Origin of the sequence: Pseudomonas sp. HLG18 (assembly GCF_051903985.1) — a bacterium.
GTDB lineage: Bacteria > Pseudomonadota > Gammaproteobacteria > Pseudomonadales > Pseudomonadaceae > Aquipseudomonas > Aquipseudomonas fluorescens_BT.
Window position 1 is genome coordinate 3,702,382 of record NZ_CP195831.1, and the last position, 22,508, is coordinate 3,724,889.

General features: G+C 58.5%; 25 protein-coding genes and 1 tRNA gene. 4 read left to right on the forward strand and 22 right to left on the reverse strand.

What is annotated here, in order from left to right:
- Window positions 1-173: 173 nt before the first annotated feature.
- The 18 genes from ACSPX5_RS17005 to ACSPX5_RS17090 form a co-directional block, all read right to left on the reverse strand.
- Window positions 174-249, reverse strand: a tRNA-Lys gene (locus ACSPX5_RS17005).
- Between the two features lie 63 nt (window positions 250-312).
- The gene (queC, locus tag ACSPX5_RS17010; protein WP_439819956.1) at window positions 313-1,005 is read right to left on the reverse strand and encodes a 7-cyano-7-deazaguanine synthase QueC; all 693 of its coding nucleotides are present in this window, start codon (window positions 1,003-1,005) and stop codon (window positions 313-315) included.
- 1 nt (window position 1,006) lies between these two features.
- Window positions 1,007-1,654, reverse strand: coding sequence for a 7-carboxy-7-deazaguanine synthase QueE (gene queE / locus ACSPX5_RS17015; RefSeq protein WP_169431622.1), 648 nt, complete (start codon window positions 1,652-1,654; stop codon window positions 1,007-1,009).
- Window positions 1,655-1,819: 165 nt separating this feature from the next.
- The gene (gene ybgF, locus ACSPX5_RS17020; protein WP_169431623.1) at window positions 1,820-2,659 is read right to left on the reverse strand and encodes a tol-pal system protein YbgF; all 840 of its coding nucleotides are present in this window, start codon (window positions 2,657-2,659) and stop codon (window positions 1,820-1,822) included.
- Between the two features lie 6 nt (window positions 2,660-2,665).
- Window positions 2,666-3,163, reverse strand: a complete 498-nt coding sequence (gene pal / locus ACSPX5_RS17025) for a peptidoglycan-associated lipoprotein Pal (RefSeq protein ID WP_003178634.1) — start codon at window positions 3,161-3,163, stop codon at window positions 2,666-2,668.
- Between the two features lie 52 nt (window positions 3,164-3,215).
- Window positions 3,216-4,496: a Tol-Pal system beta propeller repeat protein TolB gene (gene tolB, locus ACSPX5_RS17030; protein WP_166742344.1), complete on the reverse strand. Its 1,281-nt coding sequence runs from the start codon at window positions 4,494-4,496 to the stop codon at window positions 3,216-3,218.
- Window positions 4,497-4,513: 17 nt separating this feature from the next.
- Window positions 4,514-5,593 (reverse strand): cell envelope integrity protein TolA, encoded by a 1,080-nt coding sequence (gene tolA / locus ACSPX5_RS17035; protein ID WP_169431624.1) that lies wholly within the window; start codon window positions 5,591-5,593, stop codon window positions 4,514-4,516.
- The gene (tolR, locus tag ACSPX5_RS17040; RefSeq protein WP_169432690.1) at window positions 5,593-6,045 is read right to left on the reverse strand and encodes a protein TolR; all 453 of its coding nucleotides are present in this window, start codon (window positions 6,043-6,045) and stop codon (window positions 5,593-5,595) included. Before tolR ends, tolA begins: the two co-directional genes overlap by 1 nt.
- A gap of 23 nt (window positions 6,046-6,068) precedes the next feature.
- A complete protein-coding gene (gene tolQ / locus ACSPX5_RS17045) occupies window positions 6,069-6,764 on the reverse strand; it encodes a protein TolQ (RefSeq protein ID WP_007912733.1) in 696 nt (231 codons plus the stop codon).
- Window positions 6,754-7,221 carry a tol-pal system-associated acyl-CoA thioesterase gene (gene ybgC / locus ACSPX5_RS17050; RefSeq protein ID WP_207866971.1) on the reverse strand — a complete coding sequence of 156 codons (468 nt, stop codon included), beginning with the start codon at window positions 7,219-7,221 and terminating at the stop codon, window positions 6,754-6,756. The genes tolQ and ybgC overlap by 11 nt, the downstream gene beginning before the upstream one ends.
- A 127-nt stretch (window positions 7,222-7,348) precedes the next feature.
- On the reverse strand, window positions 7,349-8,410 hold the full coding sequence (ruvB, locus tag ACSPX5_RS17055; RefSeq protein ID WP_085709623.1) for a Holliday junction branch migration DNA helicase RuvB: 1,062 nt from the start codon (window positions 8,408-8,410) through the stop codon (window positions 7,349-7,351).
- Window positions 8,411-9,019 carry a Holliday junction branch migration protein RuvA gene (gene ruvA / locus ACSPX5_RS17060; RefSeq protein ID WP_007951205.1) on the reverse strand — a complete coding sequence of 203 codons (609 nt, stop codon included), beginning with the start codon at window positions 9,017-9,019 and terminating at the stop codon, window positions 8,411-8,413.
- A gap of 114 nt (window positions 9,020-9,133) precedes the next feature.
- Window positions 9,134-9,658, reverse strand: a complete 525-nt coding sequence (gene ruvC, locus ACSPX5_RS17065) for a crossover junction endodeoxyribonuclease RuvC (RefSeq protein WP_169431626.1) — start codon at window positions 9,656-9,658, stop codon at window positions 9,134-9,136.
- Between the two features lie 140 nt (window positions 9,659-9,798).
- Entirely contained in the window at window positions 9,799-10,545 is a 747-nt protein-coding gene (locus ACSPX5_RS17070; RefSeq protein WP_003227527.1) for a YebC/PmpR family DNA-binding transcriptional regulator, read from the reverse strand.
- Window positions 10,546-10,669: 124 nt separating this feature from the next.
- A complete protein-coding gene (gene aspS / locus ACSPX5_RS17075; protein WP_085709621.1) occupies window positions 10,670-12,445 on the reverse strand; it encodes an aspartate--tRNA ligase in 1,776 nt (591 codons plus the stop codon).
- Window positions 12,446-12,545: 100 nt separating this feature from the next.
- Window positions 12,546-12,767, reverse strand: a complete 222-nt coding sequence (locus tag ACSPX5_RS17080; RefSeq protein ID WP_065258528.1) for an FmdB family zinc ribbon protein — start codon at window positions 12,765-12,767, stop codon at window positions 12,546-12,548.
- A gap of 113 nt (window positions 12,768-12,880) precedes the next feature.
- Window positions 12,881-13,225 carry a ribbon-helix-helix domain-containing protein gene (locus tag ACSPX5_RS17085; protein WP_169431627.1) on the reverse strand — a complete coding sequence of 115 codons (345 nt, stop codon included), beginning with the start codon at window positions 13,223-13,225 and terminating at the stop codon, window positions 12,881-12,883.
- 241 nt (window positions 13,226-13,466) lie between these two features.
- A complete protein-coding gene (locus ACSPX5_RS17090; RefSeq protein WP_065258530.1) occupies window positions 13,467-13,937 on the reverse strand; it encodes a Dps family protein in 471 nt (156 codons plus the stop codon).
- A gap of 308 nt (window positions 13,938-14,245) precedes the next feature.
- Between ACSPX5_RS17090 and ACSPX5_RS17095 the strand changes: the two genes are divergently transcribed.
- The gene (locus tag ACSPX5_RS17095) at window positions 14,246-14,848 is read left to right on the forward strand and encodes a cold-shock protein (RefSeq protein WP_169431628.1); all 603 of its coding nucleotides are present in this window, start codon (window positions 14,246-14,248) and stop codon (window positions 14,846-14,848) included.
- 70 nt (window positions 14,849-14,918) lie between these two features.
- Here the strand turns inward: ACSPX5_RS17095 and ACSPX5_RS17100 are convergent, their stop codons facing one another.
- The gene (locus ACSPX5_RS17100) at window positions 14,919-15,125 is read right to left on the reverse strand and encodes a SlyX family protein (protein ID WP_323160700.1); all 207 of its coding nucleotides are present in this window, start codon (window positions 15,123-15,125) and stop codon (window positions 14,919-14,921) included.
- 2 nt (window positions 15,126-15,127) lie between these two features.
- Entirely contained in the window at window positions 15,128-15,553 is a 426-nt protein-coding gene (locus tag ACSPX5_RS17105) for an HIT family protein (RefSeq protein ID WP_207867036.1), read from the reverse strand.
- An 879-nt stretch (window positions 15,554-16,432) separates the two neighbouring features.
- On the opposite strand from ACSPX5_RS17105, the gene ACSPX5_RS17110 reads away from it, so the two are divergent.
- A complete protein-coding gene (locus tag ACSPX5_RS17110; RefSeq protein ID WP_169431631.1) occupies window positions 16,433-17,782 on the forward strand; it encodes an OprD family porin in 1,350 nt (449 codons plus the stop codon).
- A gap of 120 nt (window positions 17,783-17,902) precedes the next feature.
- On the opposite strand, the gene ACSPX5_RS17115 is transcribed toward ACSPX5_RS17110, so the two are convergent.
- Window positions 17,903-18,742: a mechanosensitive ion channel family protein gene (locus ACSPX5_RS17115; protein WP_207866967.1), complete on the reverse strand. Its 840-nt coding sequence runs from the start codon at window positions 18,740-18,742 to the stop codon at window positions 17,903-17,905.
- A 139-nt stretch (window positions 18,743-18,881) separates the two neighbouring features.
- Window positions 18,882-19,367 (reverse strand): YajQ family cyclic di-GMP-binding protein, encoded by a 486-nt coding sequence (locus ACSPX5_RS17120; protein ID WP_007951218.1) that lies wholly within the window; start codon window positions 19,365-19,367, stop codon window positions 18,882-18,884.
- 140 nt (window positions 19,368-19,507) lie between these two features.
- Between ACSPX5_RS17120 and ACSPX5_RS17125 the strand changes: the two genes are divergently transcribed.
- On the forward strand, window positions 19,508-20,425 hold the full coding sequence (locus tag ACSPX5_RS17125) for a putative 2-dehydropantoate 2-reductase (RefSeq protein WP_169431633.1): 918 nt from the start codon (window positions 19,508-19,510) through the stop codon (window positions 20,423-20,425).
- A 45-nt stretch (window positions 20,426-20,470) separates the two neighbouring features.
- Complete coding sequence (locus tag ACSPX5_RS17130) at window positions 20,471-22,507, forward strand: sensor histidine kinase (RefSeq protein ID WP_169431634.1); 2,037 nt, start codon at window positions 20,471-20,473, stop codon at window positions 22,505-22,507.
- The last annotated feature ends 1 nt before the right edge of the window (window position 22,508 follow it).

The following is a 22,508-nucleotide window of genomic DNA, read 5'->3' on the forward strand; positions in this document are numbered from 1 at the left end:
ACGGACAGCGTTGAAGCTGCGCAAGGCTACAGAATATCCCGTTGATACAAAAGATGATTCTGACCTGCGTCACGGCGGGAAAAAACGAAGGGAGGGATGCTCGAATCGCAGGCAAAAAAAAATCCGGAAATCCTCACTTTCGTGGGCCTTCCAGACTTTTAAAACAGCAAAAATGGTGGGTCGTGTGGGATTCGAACCTACGACCAATTGGTTAAAAGCCAACTGCTCTACCAACTGAGCTAACGACCCGCTGTGTGGTGGCGCGTATAATACTGATTTTTAAGGACTATTCAACACCTAATTTGAAAAAAATCAAAAATAACGTGTCGGGTCGCTGATTCCGGCCGCTGCGAAGCCTTCTGCGCGCAGTCGGCAGCTATCGCATTTGCCACAGGCGCGGCCTTCATCGTCCGCCTGATAGCAGGAAACAGTCAGCCCGTAATCGAGCCCAAGCTTCACACCCGCCTGGACAATCTGCGCCTTGCTCAGGTTCTGCAACGGTGCCTGGATACGGAAACCATTGCCTTCGACACCGGCCTTGGTCGCCAGATTGGCCATACGCTCGAACGACTCGATGAACTCCGGGCGACAATCCGGGTAACCGGAGTAATCCACCGCGTTGACACCAATGAAGATGTCACGGGCACCGAGTACTTCAGCCCAGCCCAGGGCAAGCGACAGGAATACCGTATTGCGCGCCGGAACATAAGTCACCGGAATGCCGTCACCGAGCGACTCCGGGATATCGATGCTGCTGTCGGTCAGGGCCGAACCGCCCATACCGTTCAGGTTCAGCCCGATCACCTTGTGTTCGACCACTCCCAGATCGCGTGCGACGCGCGCCGCGGCATGCAACTCGGCATGGGAGCGCTGGCCGTAATCGAAGCTCATGGTGTAACAGCGATAGCCTTCGGCCCGAGCCATGGCCACGACCGTGGCCGAGTCCAGGCCGCCGGACAGCAAAATGACCGCGCGTTTTTCAGTAGTGTTCAGTTGCTCAGTCATCTCAGCGCCCCGGCTCGTCATTCCACAGATACTTGTGCAGCTGCAATTGCAGGCGTACGGGCAAATTGTCCGCTACCACCCAATCGGCCAGTTCCCGTGCATTCAGGTCATGGTGGCTCGGGGAAAACAGCACTTCGCCGGCCCGCCGCTCAAGACCGTACTGGATCAGTTTGGAGACCGCCCAGTCGTAGTCTTCCCGCGAACAGATGACAAACTTCACCTGATCGTTGGGCGTCAGCAGTTCGATATTCTCGTAACGGTTGCGATGGGCTTCCTTCGAGTCAGGGGTCTTCAAATCGACAACCCGGCTGACCCGAGGATCGACCGCCGAAATATCGAGGGCACCACTGGTTTCCAGCGAGACCTCGTAACCGGCATCACACAACCGCTTGAGCAAGGGAATGGCATTGGGCTGAGCCAGCGGCTCCCCGCCAGTGACGCAGACGTAGCGCGGACGATACCCGGCCACTTGTTCGAGGATATCGTCGAGCGTACGAATGGTGCCGCCGCTGAACGCATAGGCACTGTCGCAGTATTGGCAACGCAATGGGCAACCGGTCAGGCGCACAAAAACCGTGGGCAGCCCGGCAGTCCGCGTTTCCCCCTGCAACGAGTAGAAAACTTCGGTGATTCTCAATGTGTCTTGCATAGTCGCCACGGGCGTAACAGCTAAACAGGCTGTCCGCCTCCGTCAGGCACTTCAGGCAACCCCGCCAACGCGTAGATCACCAGAAGCGTGTTTCATAAAAGGGCGTGAATTCTAACGAAAAAACCCGCGACAAGCGCGGGTTTCTTCCAAACGGGTCAAACACACTTACATGCGCTGCAGATCGCGCTGGGCCAACTGAGCAGCAGAGGTCCCCGGGTATTGGGAAACCACTTGCTGCAGAATGCCCTTGACCTTGTCGGTGTGGCCGAGACGGCGTTCTACGTCAGCCAGCTTGTACAGCGAGTCCGGCACCTTGGCGTGCTTGGGATACAGCTGCGAAACCTTGGCGAAAGCCTGACCCGCGCCTTGCAGGTCACCTTTGGCCAGGTTCACCTCGCCCAGCCAGTACTGGGCGTTGCCCGCGTACTGACTGTTCGGGTATTTACGCAGGAATGCCGAAAAAGCCTGGCTGGCCTTGTCGAAATCCTTGGCCTTGATCAAGTCGAAGGCGGCATCGTAATACAGCTTTTCCTTGGCCGGGTCAGCCGGTTCACCACCCGCGGCAGGTGCCTGGGCGGCAGCAGCGGCCCCGGCTCCAGCGGCAGCACCGGCAGCAGCACTTGCATCGCCACCGGCAGAAGAATTCTCAGGAGTCGCGGCAGGTGCAGCACCGGATCCTATGCGCCGATCAAGATCCTGGTATCGCTCCAGGGATTCCTGCTTCATGCGCGCAACCTGATTCTGCAGTTCTTCGATCACGCCTTGCTGGCGCGATATCTGATCCTGCATTTGTTGCAGTTGGTTGAACAGCATGCCTTGTGCCGAGGCAGGGGCCGAAGCCGCTCCCCCGGCATAGGCGCCGTTCGTACCGTAACCTGCAGGCGGATAACTGCTCCCGCTATTGTTATAACCGGAGTTGTCATCGACCACAGGAACCGCAGCCCACGCCGCAAGCGGCGCGAGACTGAGAGCCAGAACAGTTACAGCACGACGGCACGTTCGCATATCGAATTACTTACGCAGTTCGACGCGACGGTTTTGAGCCCAGGACTGCTCGTCGTTGCCGGTAGCAACTGGACGCTCTTCGCCGTAGGAAACCAGTTCCAGCTGAGCTGGGGAAACACCTTGCAGTACCAGGTAACGCTGAACGGCTTTCGCACGACGCTCGCCCAGTGCCATGTTGTACTCACGAGTACCACGTTCGTCGGTGTTGCCTTCCAGAACAACGCGAGCGCCGTTTGCTTTCAGGTCTTTGGCGTGAACGTCCAGAGCGCGCATGGCTTCTGGCTTCAGGTCCGAGCTGTCGTATTCGAAGTAGAAGGTGGTGATTGCGCGCAGAGCAGCTTCTTCGCTCAGGGAACCGTCAACTGCACCAGTGTTTGCGCCGTAACCAGCGTTTGGATCAACAGCGCCTTCACCGGCGTTGTCGCCGCCTTTGGACGAGCAACCTACAGCTACAGCCATGGCCAGAGCCAGCGCAGCAAATTTACCAAACTTCAGCATTTCCATCGTGAAACTCCTAATGAACCCCAGTGTGTTAAGTAAAACGTAAAGCGCCGCGTCAGTTCAGGTAAGGGGACCAGGACGGTTCTCTGACTTCGCCTTGAGCGGTAGGAAGCGGGAGCCTCACGCGTCCATTAATGGACACGAGCATCAAGACTCCCCGGCCCTGCTGGCGGGTGGCGTAGATTACCATGGTGCCGTTGGGCGCAACAGTAGGCGACTCGTCCAGAGTGCTATCAGTGAGGATTTTTACACTTCCGCGCTGCAAATCCTGAGCCGCTACTTTGAAATTGGTGAAACCGTCCTGACGATGGATCATCACCAGGGTCTTTTCATCCGCCGACAGCTTCGGGTTGGCGTTGTAGTTGCCCACGAACGTCACGCGCTCGGCACCACCGCCACCGGCGCTGGTCTTGTAGATCTGCGGCTTGCCGCCACGGTCGGAGGTGAAGTAGATGGTCGAGCCATCCTTGCCCCAGTACGGTTCGGTGTTGATGCCCGGACCTGCAGTCACTCGGGTGATCTGACGCGAACCGAGGTTCATCACGTAGATGTCCGGGTTACCGTCTTTCGACAGCACGAACGCCAGGCGATTGCCATCCGGCGACCAGGCCGGAGCGCCGTTCAGGCCTTCGAAATTGGTGATCTGCTCGCGGCGACCGGTGTCGATATTCTGCATGAAGATCCGTGGACGCTTCTGCTCGAACGACACATAGGCAATGCGCTTGCCATCCGGTGCAAAACGCGGCGACAGGATAGGCTCGCGCGATTGCAACAGGGTCACGGCACGGGCACCGTCGTAGTCCGAACGCTGCAGCGTGTAACGAGTGTTCTTCTCGGAGAAGCGTTCAGCCGTCACGTACAGCAGGCGAGTCGAAAACGCGCCCTTGATACCGGTCAGTTTCTCGAACGACTGGTCGGAGATGTAGTGCGCCATGTCACGCAGTTGTTCGGTGGTACCGGAAACACTGCCGTCCGCGACCTTCTGCTCGGTAGCGACGTTGAACAACGCCCACTGCACCTGCAGGCGACCGCCCGCTGGAACGATGCTGCCAACCATCATGTACTGGGCACCGACCGCCTTCCAGTCACGGAAGATGATTTCGCTCGGCTGGCTTGGCTGGCTGATCATGTTCTGTTTCGGAATCGGCGAGTAATAACCCGAGTTCCGAAGATCGTTGCCAATGATTTCAGCCATGTCGTCCGGCAGGACGGCACCGCCCTGGAAACCGAACGGTACGACGGCGATCGGGGTAGCCCGATCGCTGCCGCTGGTGACCAGAATGTTCTTTTCATCCGCCATCGCGATCCCTGCCATGCAGCAGATCACGACCAGCATTCCTCGAAGAAGGTTTCTCACAAGGCTAGATCCTCAGGTGTGAATGTCATCTTGAATGAACGATACGGAGCGAAATCGCTCGGCTTCATTCCCTGCATTTCCGTCAAACGTCCAATATTCTTGACCGCCGCCACTGCCGACGCATCGAAAGGACCGTCGCCACTGGACTTGGCCACGCTGACCGTGGTCACCGTGCCGTCCGGCAACATGCCGATCTGCAGCACAACCGTCATGCCCTTGCGTGCCGAAGGAGGACGAGCCCAACCTTCCGCTGCCCGCGCACGAATCAAGTCATCGAAGCTGCCCGCGGTTTCGTCACCACGTTCGTCCGCCAAAGCCTGTTGACGCTCGGTCTTGTCGGACAGCAGGTCGGCCAGAGCCTGGGCCTTCTTGTCCTCGACCGATTTGCGTGCCGCGTCCTGCGCTTTCTTCTTCGCAGCATCGGCAGCAGCTTTCTTCTTGGCTTCGTCGGCGACTTTCTTCTTCGCCTCTTCAGCCTCGGCTTTTTTCTTGGCGTCTTCGGCAGCTTTCTTCTTCGCGTCTTCGACGATCTTCTTCTTGGCTTCTTCAGCGGCCGCTTTCTTGGCCTCTTCTTCAGCAGCCTTCTTGGCTTCTTCTTCGGCTTTCTTCTTGGCTATATCAGCCAATTGTTTCTCTTCTGCCTTCTTGGCTTCGGCGGCTTTCTTCGCGTCGTCGGCTTTCTTGGCTTCATCAGCCTTCTTCGCCTCGTCCGCTTTTTTCGCCTCATCGGCCTTCTTGGCTTCCTCGGCCTTTTGAGCCGCTTCTTCTTTCTTTTGTTCCGCAGCCTTCACCGCTTCCTGCTCGACCTTTTTCTGCTCCATCTGCTCGACTTCGGTCTGGCGCGCGGCGGATTTCTTCGCCTCACCCGCAATCTTCTGATTGGTCTGGGTGGTCGCCTGACTTTTCGATTTCAGCTGGTAAAGGGTCGCCTGGACGATCGGTTTGGCCGGCGGCAGCTCCGGTGTCATGGCGAAACTGACGAACAGCATGCCGAACACCAGCACGTGCAAGCCAATCGCCCAGACACTGGGCCAGAAGTAGCTTTCCGAGGCGGACGGCTCTCGCTGTTGCTGCATCAGGGGGCCTCGGTGATCAAACCAACATTACCGACCCCGGCTTTCTGCAACCCGCCCATGGCACCCATGACGGAGCCATAATCGACGGACTTGTCGCCACGGATGAAGACCTGGGTACGCTTGCCGTTATCGTTACCGGCCGCGATGATCTTGGTCACCGCGCTGGTCATCTGCGGCAGGGTCATGGCCCGGTCCTGTTGCTTCTCGGTGTCGACTTCGCTGCCAAGGTTCCAGTAGTAGGTCTTGTCAGCCTTGATCGAAATGGTCAGCACCTGGGTGTTGTTGTCCTGCGGCAAGGCTTCGCTGGAAACCTTGGGCAGATCCACCTTCACGCCCTGATTGAGCATCGGCGCAGTCACCATGAAGATGACCAGCAGCACCAGCATCACGTCGATGTAAGGCACTACGTTCATCTCGGCGACCGGCTTGCGCTTGTGTCGGGCTCGAGTGATTAAAGCCATCGGGAAATACCTGCTTATTCTTCGCTGGTGTGCACTTTGCGGTGCAGGATCGCCTGGAACTCATCGGCGAAGGTGTAGTAGCGGCTCAGCAAGGTTTCACTGCGGGCAGAGAAACGGTTGTAAGCGATAACGGCCGGGATCGCGGCGAACAGACCGATCGCGGTGGCGATCAGGGCCTCGGCGATGCCCGGGGCCACGGTGGCCAGGGTGGCCTGCTGGGCGCTGGCCAGACCACGGAAGGAGTTCATGATCCCCCAGACAGTACCGAACAGACCGATGTACGGGCTGACCGAACCGACGGTGGCCAGGAACGGCAGGCTCTGCTCGAGCTTCTCTTCCTCGCGGGAGATGGCCACGCGCATGGCACGGGCCACGCCTTCCATCACCGCTTCAGGATCGACGCCCGGCTGCTGGCGCAGACGGGAGAATTCCTTGAAGCCGGCACGGAAGATCTGCTCGACGCCCGAATCCGGATCCGGGTTGCTGCCGGCCTGGCGGTACAGTTTGGACAAGTCGATACCCGACCAGAAGCGCTCCTCGAAGCTCTCCAGGGCACGTCGACCGGCGCGCAGCAGATTGCTGCGCTGAAAGATCATGATCCATGAGGTCACCGATGCGGCCACCAGAGTCAACATTACCAACTGCACCACGATGCTGGCATTGCTGACCAGGCTCCACATGGAGGAATGGTCGACGACGTTAGCTTCCACGCTTTATCTCCTGCTTTGAGTGTGTACCCGTGCCGACCGCGTCGGCAAAGGCCGCACGCAGGTCTTCGGGAAGGGCCCGGGGTTTCAAACTGTTAGTGCGCACACAGGCCACCAGAAACTGCCCCTCGCAGAGCAGCACATTATCCGTTGCCCGCCTGACCTGCTGTCGAAAGCGCAGGCTGGCACGGTTCAATTCGATTACATCAGCGCTTACCAGCAGCTCGTCGTCCAGTCGCGCCGGCGCGTGATAACGCGCTTCGCTGGAATGCACGACGAACAACAGGTCCTCACCTGCCAGCGCCGACTGGGCAAAGCCCAGCTCCCGGAGCCGCTCGGTTCGAGCCCGTTCCATAAACTTGAGGTAATTAACGTAATACACGATGCCGCCCGCATCGGTGTCCTCGTAATAAACGCGACAACGATGTGTGAACGGCTCAAGCCCGTTTTGCGCGCGCATACTCTAGTGCTTACTCCTCGGGTTGCCAATCCGGCCAGGCAACTGTTTTTCATTGTTCAAAGGCTTTACCGCAAAAGTACCGTCCTGAGACAGTACAAACGCTGAATAAATCGCCAATAAATGTGTATCAATCGTCCACAGCATCCAGAAACTCGTCTGCCACGGGCATTTCGCCCATTCGTGACGGAATGTTTAAACCAAAATGCAGGTACGCATGCCGGGTCACCACCCTGCCCCGCGGCGTGCGCATGATGTAGCCCTGCTGGATCAGATACGGCTCCAGCACATCTTCGATCGTGTGACGCTCTTCGCTGATCGCGGCCGCGAGACTGTCGATGCCGACCGGACCGCCATCGAACTTCTCGATCATGGTCAGCAGCAATCGCCGGTCCTGATGATCGAAGCCGTGTTCGTCGACATCCAGCAGGTTCAATGCCAGATCAGCGACGGACTTGGTGATATGCCCCTTGGCCCGGACTTCGGCAAAATCCCGCACCCTGCGCAGCAGTCGATTGGCGATCCGCGGCGTGCCACGGGCACGGCGGGCGATCTCGAAAGAGCCTTCCGGATCCAGCGGCAATCCAAGGATATTCGCCGAGCGACTGACGATCGTCGCCAGATCGGCGGTGCTGTAGAACTCCAGGCGCTGGACGATACCAAAACGGTCGCGCAGCGGGTTGGTCAGCATCCCTGCCCGCGTCGTTGCACCGACCAGGGTGAACGGCGGCAGATCAAGCTTGATCGAACGCGCCGCCGGCCCTTCACCGATCATGATGTCGAGCTGAAAATCCTCCATCGCCGGGTACAGCACTTCTTCGACGATTGGCGACAGACGATGGATTTCATCGATGAACAGCACGTCGTGCGGCTCAAGGTTGGTCAACAGCGCGGCCAGATCCCCGGGGCGCTCGAGCACCGGTCCCGACGTACTCTTGATCGACACACCCATTTCCTGGGCAATGATGTTGGCCAGAGTAGTCTTGCCCAATCCGGGCGGGCCGAAAATCAGGGTGTGGTCGAGGGATTCGCTACGGCCACGGGCGGCCTGGATAAACAGTTCCATCTGCTCGCGGACGGTCGGCTGGCCGATGTATTCGGCCAGGCTGACGGGACGTATAGCCCGATCCTGGACTTCTTCGCGCTCACGCGGACTGTGCGTGGCGGCGATCAGACGATCAGCTTCAATCACTTAAATCATTCCCTTCAGGGCGCGTCGGATCATGTCTTCACTGCTCAAGCCTTTCTCCTTGATCGCGGAAATCGCCTTGCTCGCTTCCTGTGGCTTGTAGCCCAGGGAAATCAGCGCGCTGACCGCATCATTCTCGGCGGTATTGACCGGCGCCGGGCCGTCCGGCTGGTTAGGCACCAGTGCAAACATGGCCGGCGAGGTTTCCCAGGCCTTGAAGCGATCCTTGAGCTCCACCAGCAGACGCTCGGCGGTTTTCTTGCCTACGCCCGGCACCTTGGTCAGCGCCGAGGTGTCCTGGGATTGCACGCAGCGGATCAGCTCATCGACTTCCAGACTCGACATCAGGGCCAGGGCCAGTTTCGGCCCCACACCATTGAGACGGATCAACTCGCGAAAAAAGTCTCGCTCGCGCTTGCCGGCAAAACCATAGAGTAACTGCGCGTCTTCGCGTACGACCAAATGGGTGTGCAAGGTCAGTGGTTCACCGACCGACGGCAGGCGATACAAGGTGGTCATGGGCACTTCCAACTCATACCCGAGGCCGTTTACATCCAGAATCAGGTGCGGCGGCTGTTTCTCAGCCAGAGTGCCGCGCAAGCGTCCAATCACGTTTCAGATCCTTGAGCGTTGGCCAGCCGTGGGCTGGCGACCAACAGAACATGGATTTACGGCCGACGACCCAGGCGCGAAATCCACATTCCGTGAAATTGACTGCTGATGCTATCAGAGACGCAGGCGCCCGCCACGACTGCGTGCGGTACCCAGACCGTGAGGCAACAGGCTGGAGCGAGTGTGCGCGTGGCAAATGGCAATGGCCAACGCGTCAGAAGCGTCGATTTGCGGCTTGCTGGTCAGTTTCAGCATGTGCATGACCATCATCTGAACCTGCTCTTTATTCGCGGCGCCGGTGCCGACCACCGCCTGCTTGACTTGAGTGGCCGTGTACTCGGCGATCTCCAGGCTCTCCTCGGCGCCAGCAACAATAGCGGCCCCCCTGGCCTGCCCCAGTTTCAGCGCGGAATCGGCATTCTTCGCCATGAACACCTTTTCGATCCCCATGGTCACCGGACCGTAGGTCTGGATGATTTCCCGTACACCGCGATAGACGATTTGCAGACGTTCATGCAGCTCGCCGGCACCGGTACGAATGCAGCCGGAAGCCACGTAGACACAACCACGGCCCGTATCGCGAACAATGCCGTATCCGGTGATGCGCGAACCGGGGTCGATACCAAGAATTAAAGTCATAAGCCTGCAGGTTCGAAAAAACACAAAAACAAATGTGGGAGCTGGCTTGCCAGCGATGACGGAATGTCAGGCGCCATCATTACCTGATGTGCCGACGCCATCGCTGGCAAGCCAGCTCCCACATTGAAGCCTAGCCGTTATCAGCCGAGCTGAGCAGCCACGTCTTCCGGAATATCCGCGTTGGAATAGACGTTTTGCACGTCATCCAGGTCCTCGAGCATGTCGATCAGCTTGAGTACCTTCTCGGCGCCCTCCAGATCCAGTTCGGCACTGGTGGTCGGCTGCATGACGATTTCCGCGTCATCGCCCTTGAACCCGGCCGCTTCCAGCGCATTGCGTACCGCGTAGAAACTGGTGAACGAGGTGAACACATCGATCGAGCCGTCTTCGTGGCTGACCACGTCGTCTGCATCGGCTTCCAGCGCCGCTTCCGTCAGCGCATCTTCGTCGACACCCGGTGCAAAGCTGATCTGGCCCTTGCGTTCGAACAGATAGGCCACCGAACCGTCGGTACCGAGGTTGCCGCCACACTTGCTGAACGCGTGGCGAACAGCTGCTGCGGTTCGGTTGCGGTTATCGGTCATGCATTCGACCATCACCGCCACGCCACCCGGGCCGTAACCTTCGTAGGTCAGTTCTTCAACGTTGTCGGCTTCGGTAGCGCCGGCGCCACGAGCCACGGCACGATCGATGATGTCCCGGCTCATGTTGGCGCCCAGCGCCTTGTCCAGTGCCAGACGCAGACGCGGGTTGGAGCCCGGATCACCGCCGCCCTGACGGGCCGCCACGGTCAGCTCGCGGATCCACTTGGTGAAAATCTTGCCTCTCTTGGCATCCTGGCGTTCTTTGCGGTGCTTGATGTTCGCCCACTTGGAATGACCTGCCATAACTCGCTCCGAATTCTCTTGAACAATGCCCGCCATGCAGGTGCATCGGCCAGCAAAAAAATCTCGTTTTCAATCACTGCAGAAAGAAAAAAGGCGCATCCGAAGATGCGCCTTCAGGCCCGTCTTACTCAGCCTTTGGTGTTTCACGCAAACGAATGTGCAGTTCGCGCAGTGCCTTGGCATCCACGACACCCGGCGCCTGCGTCATCACGTCGGCAGCACTCTGGGTTTTCGGGAAAGCGATCACTTCACGGATCGACTGAGCGCCGGTCATCAGCATCACCAGACGGTCCAGACCGAAGGCCAGGCCACCGTGCGGCGGTGCACCGTACTTCAACGCGTCGAGCAGGAAGCCGAACTTCTCTTCCTGTTCCGCTTCGTTGATGCCCAGCAGACGGAATACCGCCTGTTGCATCTCTTTACGGTGGATACGGATCGAACCGCCACCCAGTTCGGTGCCGTTCAGAACCATGTCGTAGGCACGGGACAGCGCGCCAGCCGGGTTGGCTTCGAGCTCTTCCGGGGTGCACTTCGGCGCGGTGAACGGGTGGTGCAGAGCAGAGAAGCTGCCGTCGTCATTCTCTTCGAACATCGGGAAGTCGACGACCCACATCGGTGCCCACTCGCAGGTCAGCAGCTTCAGGTCGTGACCGAGCTTGATACGCAGCGCGCCCAGGGCTTCGCTGACGATCTTGGCCTTGTCGGCGCCAAAGAACACGATATCGCCGTCGACTGCACCGACGCGATCGAGGATCACGTTCAGGTTGGCTTCCGGAATGTTTTTCACGATCGGCGACTGCAGACCTTCAACACCGGCCGCGCGCTCGTTGACCTTGATGTACGCCAGGCCCTTGGCACCGTAGATACCGACGAACTTGGTGTAATCGTCGATCTGCTTGCGCGGCATGCTCGCCCCGCCTGGAACGCGCAGTGCGGCGATACGGCATTTCGGATCGTTGGCAGGGCCGCTGAAGACTTTGAAATCCACTTCTTTCAGCTGATCAGCCACGTCTACCAGTTCCAGCGGGTTACGCAGGTCCGGCTTGTCGGAACCGTAGCGGCGCATGGCTTCTTCGAAGGTCATGTGCGGGAATTCGCCGAATTCCAGATCCAGCACTTCCTTGAACAGGTTGCGGATCATGCCTTCGGTCAGGCCCATGATGTCTTTTTCGTCGAGGAAGCTGGTCTCGATGTCGATCTGAGTGAACTCAGGCTGACGGTCGGCACGCAGGTCTTCGTCGCGGAAGCACTTGGCGATCTGGTAGTAGCGGTCGAAACCGGCAACCATCAGCAGTTGCTTGAACAGCTGTGGCGATTGCGGCAGCGCGAAGAACGAACCGGCGTGGGTACGGCTCGGTACGAGGTAGTCGCGCGCGCCTTCCGGAGTCGCACGGGTCAGGATCGGCGTTTCCACGTCGAGGAAGCCGTTCTCGTCGAGGTAACGACGGATGCTGGTGGTCATGCGCGAACGCAGACGCAGCTTCTCGGCCATTTCCGGGCGACGCAGGTCGAGGAAGCGATAGCGCAGGCGGGTTTCTTCACCGACATCGGAGAACTCGTTCAGCGGGAACGGCGGGGTTTCCGACTCGTTCAGCACTTCCAGTTCGTAGCCCAGGACTTCGATCATGCCCGACGCCATGTTGGCGTTGGTGGCACCGGCCGGACGCAGACGCACCTTGCCGGTGATCTTCACGACGTATTCGCTGCGCACGCGATCGGCGGCGGCGAAGCTCTCGGCGCGATCCGGATCGAATACCACCTGGGCCAGACCGTCACGATCACGGATATCGAGGAAAATCACCCCGCCGTGGTCGCGGCGACGGTGAACCCATCCGCAAAGGGTAATTTCCTGGCCTTCCAGGCTTTCGTTCAGTTGGCCGCAATAATGGCTGCGCATCATGGTAGTGGTTTCGCTTCTCGTAATTCGAAATTCGGTGGAGATCCCGTCGCACTCAAGCGCCCCGGAAACTCACGCATGTCGTTCGACCTGGGCCTGAACCCTAGTCAGATTTGTCGCCACCGGCCAGATTCTTCTTCGCGCCGGTCTTGAAATCGGTTTCGTACCAACCGCTGCCGCTGAGGCGAAAGCCCGGCATGGACAGCTGTTTCCTGAGCTCTGGAGCCTGACAGGCAGGGCAATCGACCAGTGGTGCGTCACTGATCTTTTGAATGGCTTCCAACTGATGACCACAGGAAGCACATTGGTAATCGTACATCGGCATGGAGTTGTCTCGGCGATCAGATTGCCAGCTCCCGCAGGGCGGTGTGGCGAAAGAGCGGGATTATATCCATTAAATGCGGCCTGTGCAGCCGCAAGACTGCACAGGCCGCCACGTCATTGGCAACCCCCGGCCGACACCGGGGCATCACGCAGGCCATGTACGACACACAGCACCCGTACAAGGCCGCTGAAGTTCTTCACCCCGCCGTGGCGCAAATGCACCTCGCGATCGACACGGGATAACAGCGCACCGACCGAACAACTGTTGTTCTCGGCCATGCGACCCAGAATATTCCAGTAGACCTGCTCCAGCCGCATGCAGGTTGCAAAACCGTTCAAACGCACCGAACGGGCCAGCGGCTGGATCAATGCCATGTCGAACTCTTCAAGAAACGGCGCCAGGGCTCCGTCCTGCCGTGAGCCGATGGCGATGTCACCTCGCCTGTCTCCACCTTCCATATCGTTGACACTCCTTTGCCATCGCTGCCTCTTGTCAAGGCAACATCCTGTCACCTCATTAAAAGCGCAGGGGCAAAGGTATATCCAGACGACTTTTTGTCCGTCTGCGTAGGATAAGCCAACGCAGCAAGGAGGATCATGGAGCGGCGAGCCGCTCTCTTCATTTCCTACATTAGCGAATGCCTTTTCCCGGCCAAAACAGGCGCACGCCCCACAATTCGTGTCCGTGCGCCTCCGGCAATCAGGCTTCGAGCAGCGCCCTGAGCATCCACGCGGTTTTCTCGTGGACTTGCATGCGCTGGGTCAAAAGGTCAGCGGTCGGCTCGTCACTGACTTTATCAAGCAACGGGAAAATGCCGCGGGCGGTACGGGTGACCGCTTCCTGACCTTCGACCAATTGCCTGATCATGTCTTCGGCACTTGGCACCCCCACTTCTTCTTTGATGGAAGAAAGGCGCGCATAGGTCGCATAGGCACCCGGTGCCGGAAAGCCCAAGGCCCGGATGCGCTCGGCGATCGAGTCCACGGCCAGTGCCAGTTCGTTGTATTGCTCTTCGAACATCAGGTGCAGGGTGCGGAACATCGGACCGGTGACGTTCCAGTGGAAATTATGGGTTTTCAGATACAGCACATAGGTGTCCGACAGCAGACGCGACAACCCTTCGACGATGGACTTGCGATCCTCTTCACTGATACCGATATCGATTGCCATGTTTACCCCCTAACGGCGATTGAATTCATCCAGCAGGTGTCGCTGCACTGTAGCAAGGCCACCCTCGCCTGACAGCCCCCGTATCGACCCGATAGAGGCGACAAATCGCCCCACGCATGCCGCTGGCCGGCGTGATTTGAGTAGCTGCAGGCTTTGCTGTTAAATAGACAGCGTGTCGCTACGCCCCGTTTTCCGGGTGTTGCGCATAGGCTGATACCGGGCACGTGTCCAACGCCTCTTATAGTTTCGAAGCGAACCGTGCGCCTTCAGCTCTTCCTTGTGAGCCGTCATAACGTGAGTCAATAAAAATGTTGAAAATCGTCCACCTGCTAATGGGCGCAGCGGCGTTGCTGCTGTCGTTCATACCCAGCTTGAAATCCGAAGCCGTTCCTTACCTGCAACAACCCGATGCACTTTACCTGGCCTTTTTCGGCCTGCTGAACCTGGTCATTGCCCCGGTGATCCCTTACTGGAACAAAGGCCCGCGCCAGCATTTGCAAAACCTTGTCAGCGCCCTGCTGGTGCTCACCGTCGTGCTGCAAACCCTGACCCTGATCGCACCGATGCCGGTCATCGCCGGCCAGCCTGCGGTACTGTTCAGCCTGGCGATCGCTCTGGTTGCCGTGGTCCTGCACCTGGCCGTCAGCTTCTACAGGTCATCTCCGGCTGCCGCGCCGACCAGCTACGACATGAGCAACCGCGATACCGGTACCGTCAAGTGGTTCAACACTTCCAAGGGCTTCGGCTTTATCTCCCGGGACTCCGGCGATGATATTTTCGTGCACTTTCGCGCCATTCGTGGCGAAGGCCACCGCGTCCTGGTCGAAGGCCAGCGTGTGGAGTTCTCGGTGATGAACCGTGACAAAGGCCTGCAAGCCGAGGATGTGATCGCCGCCCTGCCGCGTCGCTGATCCAGAACGAAAAAACCGCGAACAGCCTGGCTGTCCGCGGTTTTTTATTGCCCTTACAAAATACGCAAACTCAGTAATGCGGCGGCGGCGCGTCTTCTTCAAAGGATCCGAACTGGCCGACCATTTCTTCCTGGCGCTTGAGCAGTGCGGCCATCTGCAACTGCAGACGCTCCACCACATTCTGCTGAGTCACCAGCACGTCGTTCAGCGCCTGAATGGTGTCATCCTGAAAGGCCAGGCGGCTTTCCAGATCGTTAACGCGTTGTTCCAGGCTCATGTTCAGCCCTCCAGAAACTTGAAATCTTCGTCCAGCACCAGGCGCAGTCGCTCGCGGATCGCGGCCACCTGCCCGGCACCATAAGGCGTAGCAGGATGCTTGCCCCAGACCGGCGCCGGCCATGCGGCATCATCACGCTTACGCACGATCACATGCATGTGCAGCTGACTGACGACGTTGCCCAGGGTGGCAACGTTCATTTTGTCGGCATCGAACGAGTCCTTGAGCACTTCGGCCAGCGCGGTGGTTTCCTGCCAGAGGCGCTGCTGGTCTGCGACATCCAATTGAAACAACTCGCTGATATCGTCGCGACGAGGCACCAGGATGAACCAGGGGTAGTTGGCGTCATTGGACAGCAGCAACCGGCAGAGCGGGAAGTCACCGATGGTCAGGGTGTCCTGTTGAAGTCGTGGATCTAAAGCAAACACTGGGTGCACTCCCGGCTGATCGACATTATTCAGCTTAGTGGGCCTCCCGAGGGGACGGCGCACTAAACGACAGGACGGCAGCATACCTTCGATTGCCCGGCCCTTCACGACGAAGCAACGCCCCGACATGGAGCATTTCTGGAGATCGCGCACCAGCACAAGACCCACCGACCCAGGTAACGCGCGGAAATGATCATGGCTCCCCCCTGTGTTCAGGGTCATGACAGGGCTCAAGTGTTTGAATTCGGTACAGCCAGAAAAATTATTTGCACCAAAACCGTACAGCACGTCTACGCTCAATGGCTTAGGTATCCGCCAAATACTCACTGACAGGGTGAACCGGTAACGTTTTTGATTGTCGCGGGTTGAAAACAGGTGTGACAGCACCAAGCGAGAAAGCGCGTCAACCCCCATCGAAAACGTGCCTGAGCCCCAGGGATTACAAGGTTTTTACAGCAACAGGCGGGTAAGGAAAAAAATATCCGCATTCATTTTGCGGTTTGTGCACGCTTGTTGCATTCATACTCAAATGGACTATGAGCACACCACGGGAAGTGGCAGTGCCAGGCCCAAGAAAAACAGTGGCAGGGTTGCCCGATGGAGATTCAAGTGTTTTGCCAGGGACTCTTTTTTACCGATGCAGAAAGGCCCAGAAACAGCGATAAAGTTGTCAGCCCGGCTGCATGGGTACTGTGAATTTGCGACATCGACCAAGCCATTTGCGACAGCGTCGTAAAGAACGTGAAAGGTTGTATGCGCAAGTATCGCCAACATTGTCGGCGTGATATAAGTTTGCGCCGACACAAAAAGAAAGAGCCGCCCAGATAATAAAACAGGTGGGACGGCAGTACTCTTCTAAAACCAAAGGAGCAAATCACGATGCGCGTGATGAAGTGGAGCATGATCGCACTGGCAGTTTCAGCAGCCGCCAGTACTCAATTGGCTACGGCCGCACCTTTTGTTAGTGACCAGTCTGAAGCCAAAGGCTTTGTCGAAGACGCGAAACTGACCGAGACGTTGAAGAACTACTACTTCAACCGCGACAACAAGAACGGCGGCCACGACCAGAAAGACTGGACCCAGGGTTTCCTCGGCAACTTCACTTCCGGTTACACCCAAGGCACCGTAGGCGTCGGTATCGATGCATTCGGTTACCTGGCGGTCAAACTGGATGGCGGTGACGGTACTTCCGGTACCGGTAACATGAGCCGCAGCAATACCGTCAAAGCCAACGGCTATGCCCATGACGTTGATGACAGCCAAGGCAAAGCCGGCGCAGCCATCAAATTCCGCATCTCCAAAACCGAGCTGAAAATCGGCGACCAGCAGCCAAGCACTGCTCCAGTGTTCGCTGTCGGTGGTTCCCGCGTTCTGCCGCAAACTGCCAGCGGCTTCCAGCTGCAGAGCAGTGAAATCAAAGACCTCGATCTCGAAGCCGGTCACTTCTACTCGGCTACCAGCCAGGACAAAAACGCTCGTGAAGGCGGCCTTTACGCCACCTACGCAGGCGTAGAAGCCAAAAACATCGACTACTTCGGTGGTAAATACGGCATCACTGACAACCTGACTGCATCCCTGTACGGCGCCAAGCTGGAAGACATCTGGAACCAGTACTACGCGAACGTGAACCTCACCACGCCATTCGGTGGTGACACTTCGTTGAACACTGATTTCAACATCTACCGCACCACCGACACCGGTAGCGCCAAAGCAGGCGAAATCAGCAACACCGCCTTCTCGCTGGCAACCGCGCTGTCGTTCCTGAAAGCGCACACCTTCACCCTGGCCTTCCAGAAGGTCAACGGCGACACCCCGTTCGACTACATCGGCGTGGGCAAGAACAACCGTGGTGGCGACTCGATCTTCCTCGCCAACTCCATCCAGTACTCCGACTTTAACGGTGCAGGCGAGAAATCCCTGCAAGCCCGTTACGACCTGAAAATGGCCGAGTACGGCGTGCCTGGCCTGAGCTTCATGGTTCGTTACGTCAAAGGCTGGGATATCGACGGCACCCACACTCCAGCGGGTAGCGCTTACGCCGGTCTCTACGGTGAAGATGGCAAGCACCACGAAACCAACTTTGAAGCCAAGTATGTGGTTCAAAGCGGTCCGGCAAAAGACCTGTCCTTCCGTATTCGTCAAGCGTGGCACGTTGCTAACGCTGATGAAGGCGAAGGCGACGTTAAAGAGTTCCGCCTGATCACCGAGTACCCACTGAACATCTTGTAATCGTCAGTGGTTAGTTTGGTTGAATGAAAAAGGCCCATCTTCGGATGGGCCTTTTTTGTTATCTGTCACTTGTAATAAATGCCTGACCAACAAGTCAGGCAATTAATTAGCAACCTATCATTACACCGCCGATTCCTGAACCACACGAATCACTCGCTGTGGAAACGGAATGTCAATGCCGGCAGTCTTTAAACGATCACGGGACTGTTCGTTAAACATGAACATCACATCCCAGTAGTCCGCAGTTTTAACCCACACACGCAGCGAAACAGTGATCGAACTGTCTCCCAGAGTAGAAATGACCGCCTGAGGCGCCGGATCCTGCAGAACGCGATCATCCTTGGCCAGATCCAACAGCACCTGACGGGCCTTTTGCAGATCGGCTTCGTAATCGACACCCACGTCAAACACCACCTTGCGGGTTGGCTGACGGTTGGTGTTGGTAATGATGCCATTCGACAGATTGCCGTTCGGCACGATGATGGTCTTGTTGTCGCCGGTACGCAGTACGGTGTGGAAAATCTGGATGCTGTCGACAGTACCCGCCACGCCTTGCGCTTCGATCCAGTCACCGATACGGAAAGGACGGAACAGCAGAATCAGCACGCCGCCGGCGAAGTTCGCCAGGCTGCCCTGCAATGCCAGACCGATGGCCAGACCCGCCGCACCGATTGCCGCGACAAACGAAGTGGTCTCGACGCCGATCATCGACGCCACACTGACGATCAGCAGCACCTTGAGAATGATGTTGGCCAGGCTGCTGATGAAACCTTGCAGCGCCAGGTCGGCATTGCGCAGAGCCAGCAAGCCACCGAGCTTTTGCGTGACCTTGTTGATCAGCCACCAGCCGATCGCCAGCGTAATCACCGCCAGCAGTACACGGCTGCCGTATTCCATGATCATCGGAATCCACGCCTGGGACGCCTTGACCAGGTGGTCCACCTCAGCATTCAAATCCATCTTTTATCTCCTGATTTCCGGCTACCCGGGCTATGAAATATCAACGGCAGAAAGACCGAGGCCATTGGGGCTCAATCGTTTCTGCCGCTGCTTGGCCCTCGGACGCTGAAAACGCCGAGAGGTTCCCGACCGAGGTGGCTCAGTCGCGGAAGTTGTTGAACTGAAGTGGCATGCCGAATTCCTTGGCACGCAGCGCCGCAATGGCTTCCTGCAGGTCATCACGCTTCTTGCCGGTCACACGCACCTGCTCGCCCTGAATGGCGGCCTGTACCTTGAGCTTGGCTTCCTTGATGTGGCCGACGATCTTCTTCGCCAGTTCCTTGTCGATGCCTTCCTTGAGGACGGCGTCCTGCTTCATCAGCTTGCCCGAGGCGAAGGAGTCTTTGACTTCGAGGCACTGCACGTCGATCTTGCGCTTGACCAGGGCCAGCTTGAGGATCTCGATCATCGCTTCCAGCTGGAAATCGGCTTCAGCGGTCAGGTGGACGGTCAGGTCCTTTTCCTTGAATTCGAAGCTGCCCTTGCCTTTCAGGTCATAACGACGATCGAGTTCCTTCACGGCGTTCTCGACCGCGTTGGTGAGTTCGTGTTTGTCCAGTTCGGATACCACGTCGAACGACGGCATGTAATCTCTCCAATAAAAAGGCGCGCTCGTTCAGGACGCGGCGCGCTTGGCTTGCGGTTAAAATCGGGCTCATTATAACGGGTCTTTTCCCACCGACACGGCGAGCCTTGCATGCCTGTACCTTACCGAGTGAAAAACTGATGTCCACCCCCTGGCATGTGCTGGGCGCCGGAAGCCTCGGCACGCTCTGGGCCACACGTCTGGCCCGGGCCGGATTGCCTGTCCGGTTGATCCTGCGCGATATCGACCGTTTGCATGACTATGCGACGGCGGGCGGCCTGACGCTGGTGGAACAAGGCGTGGCCAGCCGTTATGCCATCCCCGCCGAAACGCCGGACAGCCCCGAACCGATCCGTCGTTTGCTGGTGGCGTGCAAGGCCTATGACGCCCAAAGCGCCGTGGCCGGTGTCGCTCATCGTCTGGCGCCAGACGCAGAACTGATTCTTCTGCAAAACGGCCTCGGCAGCCAGGAAGCGGTCGCCGCACAAGTCCCGCAGGCACGCTGCATCAGTGCATCGAGCACCGAAGGCGCGTTTCGTGACGGTGACTGGCGCGTGGTGTTCGCCGGTCACGGCTACACCTGGCTCGGCGACGTCAGCCATCCCGTGGCGCCCCTCTGGCTCGACGATCTGGAAGCCGCAAAAATCCCCCACGAATGGACCGCCGACATCCTCACTCGCCTGTGGCGAAAACTGGCGCTCAACTGCGCGATCAATCCGTTGACCGTGTTGCATGACTGTCGCAACGGCGGTTTGCAGCAACACCACTGCGAAGTCGCCACACTCTGCGCCGAGTTGACCGAGTTGCTGGAACGCTGCGGTCAGCCGGCGGCAGCGGACAATCTGCAACTGGAAGTCGAGCGGGTCATTCTGGCCACAGCGGCCAATTTCTCCTCCATGTATCAGGACGTGGCCAACAAGCGCCGTACCGAAATCAGCTATCTGTTGGGCCATGCCTGCAAAGTCGCGCAACGCCATCAATTGAACCTGCCGCATCTACAACAATTGCAGCAACGGCTGACAGCCCATCTGTACAGTCTCGGATTGCCCGTCGACTGAGCAGCGGCTACGCTGCCCACTTGTTCCTTTGCTGCGATAACCCCGATGCCATTGCGCCAGCGCCTCGAAAACCTGCCGGTCGGCCAGAAACTGCTGGCCGCCCTGCTGGTGCTGTTGACCACCGTGTTACTGGTCGCCAACCTGACCTTCATCAGCGCGGCCTATTACATTTCCCAGGAGAGCATGGCGCCGCAGGCGCTGCAGACCATTGGCCGGCTGGTCGCGAACCCGAGCCTGATCGCCGAAGCGCTGCAATCACCGCAGAACGCCGAACGCCTGCTCAAGGAGCTCGACAGCTACTCGCCGCTGCGAGCCGCTGCCCTGTATGACGGCAAGGGTGATCGTATTGCGCAGGTACAACGCGGCGACAAACTCAACCTGCCGGAACGCTACCGGCACATCGAAGCCTGGCAACTGACCGAGTTTCGCAGCAATCAACTGATCACCCTGCCCCGCCCCGGCACTGCGCCGGGTCATCTGCTGCTGGTGGCCAGCAGCGAACTGCCGATGGCGTTCTACACCGGCACCCTGACGGCGAGTCTGGGAATCCTGATTTTCAGCGTCCTGCTGTGGCTGGTGATTGCCCGGCAAATCAAGCGCCTGATCACTCGACCCATCCACGAACTCGAAGAGCTGTCCCGCCAGGTCACCCGCGAGGAGAACTATGCCCTGCGCGCTTCCCGTGGCAACCACGACGAAATCGGCAGCCTGGCCGAGGCGTTCAACACCATGCTTTCACGCATCGAGGCCCGCGAGCAGCAGCTCAAGCGCGCCCGCGATGACTCGCAAGCCGCCTACGATCAGGCACAGGGCCTGGCCGAAGAAACCCGCCACACCAACCGTAAGCTGGAGCTGGAAGTCCAGGTGCGCAGCAAGATCGAGAAAAAGCTCACGGGCTTCCAGAACTACCTCAACAGCATCATCGACTCCATGCCCTCGGCGCTGATTGCCCTCGACGAGCAGCTCTACGTCACCCAGTGGAACCAGGAGGCCAGCGCCCTCTCCGGAACGCGGCTGGACGAAGCGCTGAACCAGCCGATCTTCCTTGCCTTCGAACCGCTCAAGCCGTTTCTGCCGCAACTCAAGCAGACCGTCGAACAACACACGGTGGCGAAGATCGAGCGAGTGACGTGGTTCAAGGACGACGAGCCCAAGCACTACGCCCTGACCTTCTACCCGCTGATGGGCGGTGCCGGGCGTGGTGTGGTGATCCGGATCGACGACATCACCCAGCGCCTGTCCCTGGAAGAAATGATGGTGCAGTCGGAGAAAATGCTCTCGGTTGGCGGTCTCGCTGCCGGCATGGCCCACGAAATCAACAACCCGCTGGGCGCGATCCTGCACAACGTGCAAAACATTCGTCGGCGCCTGTCGCCCGACCTGCCGAAGAACCTCGAACAGGCCGAGCAACTGGGTATCGAGCTGGAGACCGTGAACCGCTACCTGCAAGGCCGGGAAGTCCCGCAACTGCTCGACGGCATTCAACAGGCCGGGGCCCGGGCAGCAAAGATCGTCACCCACATGCTCAGTTTCAGCCGTCGCAGCACCCGTCAGATGGCGCCATGCGACCTGCCGGCACTGATCGATCAGGCCGTGGAAATCGCCGGCAACGATTTCGACCTGGCCATCGGCTTCGATTTCAAGGGGCAGGCGATCATCCGTCAGTTCGACCCGGCACTGGGCCCTGTGCCAGGCACCGCCAATGAACTTGAGCAGGTGCTGCTCAACCTGCTGAAAAACGCCGCGCAAGCGATTCACCAGCGCGAAGACGACAGCGAACCGGGGCGGATCATTCTGCGCACCCGACTCAATCCGCCATGGGCCGAGATTCAGGTCGAAGACAATGGCATCGGCATGAGCGAGAACGTGCGCAAACGGACGTTCGAGCCGTTCTTCACCACCAAGGAAATCGGCCAGGGCACCGGGCTCGGCCTGTCGGTGTCGTACTTCATCATCACCAACAACCACAAAGGGCAGATGGAAGTGCAGTCCACACCCGGGCAAGGCACTTGCTTCACCCTGCGCCTGCCGCTCGTGCAACCGGCCCCCATCGCTGCAGAAACCAATCAACTACCGAGGTAAA

Excerpts from the sequence above, each read along its gene's own strand:
- ACSPX5_RS17100 (WP_323160700.1), bottom strand. The coding sequence starts at position 15,125 with ATGAGCCTGGAACAACGCGTTAACGATCTGGAAAGCCGCCTGGCCTTT.
- ACSPX5_RS17095 (WP_169431628.1), top strand. The coding sequence starts at position 14,246 with ATGTTGAAAATCGTCCACCTGCTAATGGGCGCAGCGGCGTTGCTGCTG.
- ACSPX5_RS17110 (WP_169431631.1), top strand. The coding sequence starts at position 16,433 with ATGCGCGTGATGAAGTGGAGCATGATCGCACTGGCAGTTTCAGCAGCC.
- ACSPX5_RS17115 (WP_207866967.1), bottom strand. The coding sequence starts at position 18,742 with ATGGATTTGAATGCTGAGGTGGACCACCTGGTCAAGGCGTCCCAGGCG.
- ACSPX5_RS17125 (WP_169431633.1), top strand. The coding sequence starts at position 19,508 with ATGTCCACCCCCTGGCATGTGCTGGGCGCCGGAAGCCTCGGCACGCTC.
- ybgC (WP_207866971.1), bottom strand. The coding sequence starts at position 7,221 with ATGCGCGCGCAAAACGGGCTTGAGCCGTTCACACATCGTTGTCGCGTT.
- queE (WP_169431622.1), bottom strand. The coding sequence starts at position 1,654 with ATGCAAGACACATTGAGAATCACCGAAGTTTTCTACTCGTTGCAGGGG.
- tolB (WP_166742344.1), bottom strand. The coding sequence starts at position 4,496 with ATGCTGGTCGTGATCTGCTGCATGGCAGGGATCGCGATGGCGGATGAA.
- ruvC (WP_169431626.1), bottom strand. The coding sequence starts at position 9,658 with ATGACTTTAATTCTTGGTATCGACCCCGGTTCGCGCATCACCGGATAC.
- tolA (WP_169431624.1), bottom strand. The coding sequence starts at position 5,593 with ATGCAGCAACAGCGAGAGCCGTCCGCCTCGGAAAGCTACTTCTGGCCC.
- ACSPX5_RS17070 (WP_003227527.1), bottom strand. The coding sequence starts at position 10,545 with ATGGCAGGTCATTCCAAGTGGGCGAACATCAAGCACCGCAAAGAACGC.
- ybgF (WP_169431623.1), bottom strand. The coding sequence starts at position 2,659 with ATGCGAACGTGCCGTCGTGCTGTAACTGTTCTGGCTCTCAGTCTCGCG.
- queC (WP_439819956.1), bottom strand. The coding sequence starts at position 1,005 with ATGACTGAGCAACTGAACACTACTGAAAAACGCGCGGTCATTTTGCTG.
- ACSPX5_RS17130 (WP_169431634.1), top strand. The coding sequence starts at position 20,471 with ATGCCATTGCGCCAGCGCCTCGAAAACCTGCCGGTCGGCCAGAAACTG.
- aspS (WP_085709621.1), bottom strand. The coding sequence starts at position 12,445 with ATGATGCGCAGCCATTATTGCGGCCAACTGAACGAAAGCCTGGAAGGC.
- pal (WP_003178634.1), bottom strand. The coding sequence starts at position 3,163 with ATGGAAATGCTGAAGTTTGGTAAATTTGCTGCGCTGGCTCTGGCCATG.
- ACSPX5_RS17085 (WP_169431627.1), bottom strand. The coding sequence starts at position 13,225 with ATGGAAGGTGGAGACAGGCGAGGTGACATCGCCATCGGCTCACGGCAG.
- ACSPX5_RS17080 (WP_065258528.1), bottom strand. The coding sequence starts at position 12,767 with ATGCCGATGTACGATTACCAATGTGCTTCCTGTGGTCATCAGTTGGAA.
- ACSPX5_RS17120 (WP_007951218.1), bottom strand. The coding sequence starts at position 19,367 with ATGCCGTCGTTCGACGTGGTATCCGAACTGGACAAACACGAACTCACC.
- ACSPX5_RS17090 (WP_065258530.1), bottom strand. The coding sequence starts at position 13,937 with ATGGCAATCGATATCGGTATCAGTGAAGAGGATCGCAAGTCCATCGTC.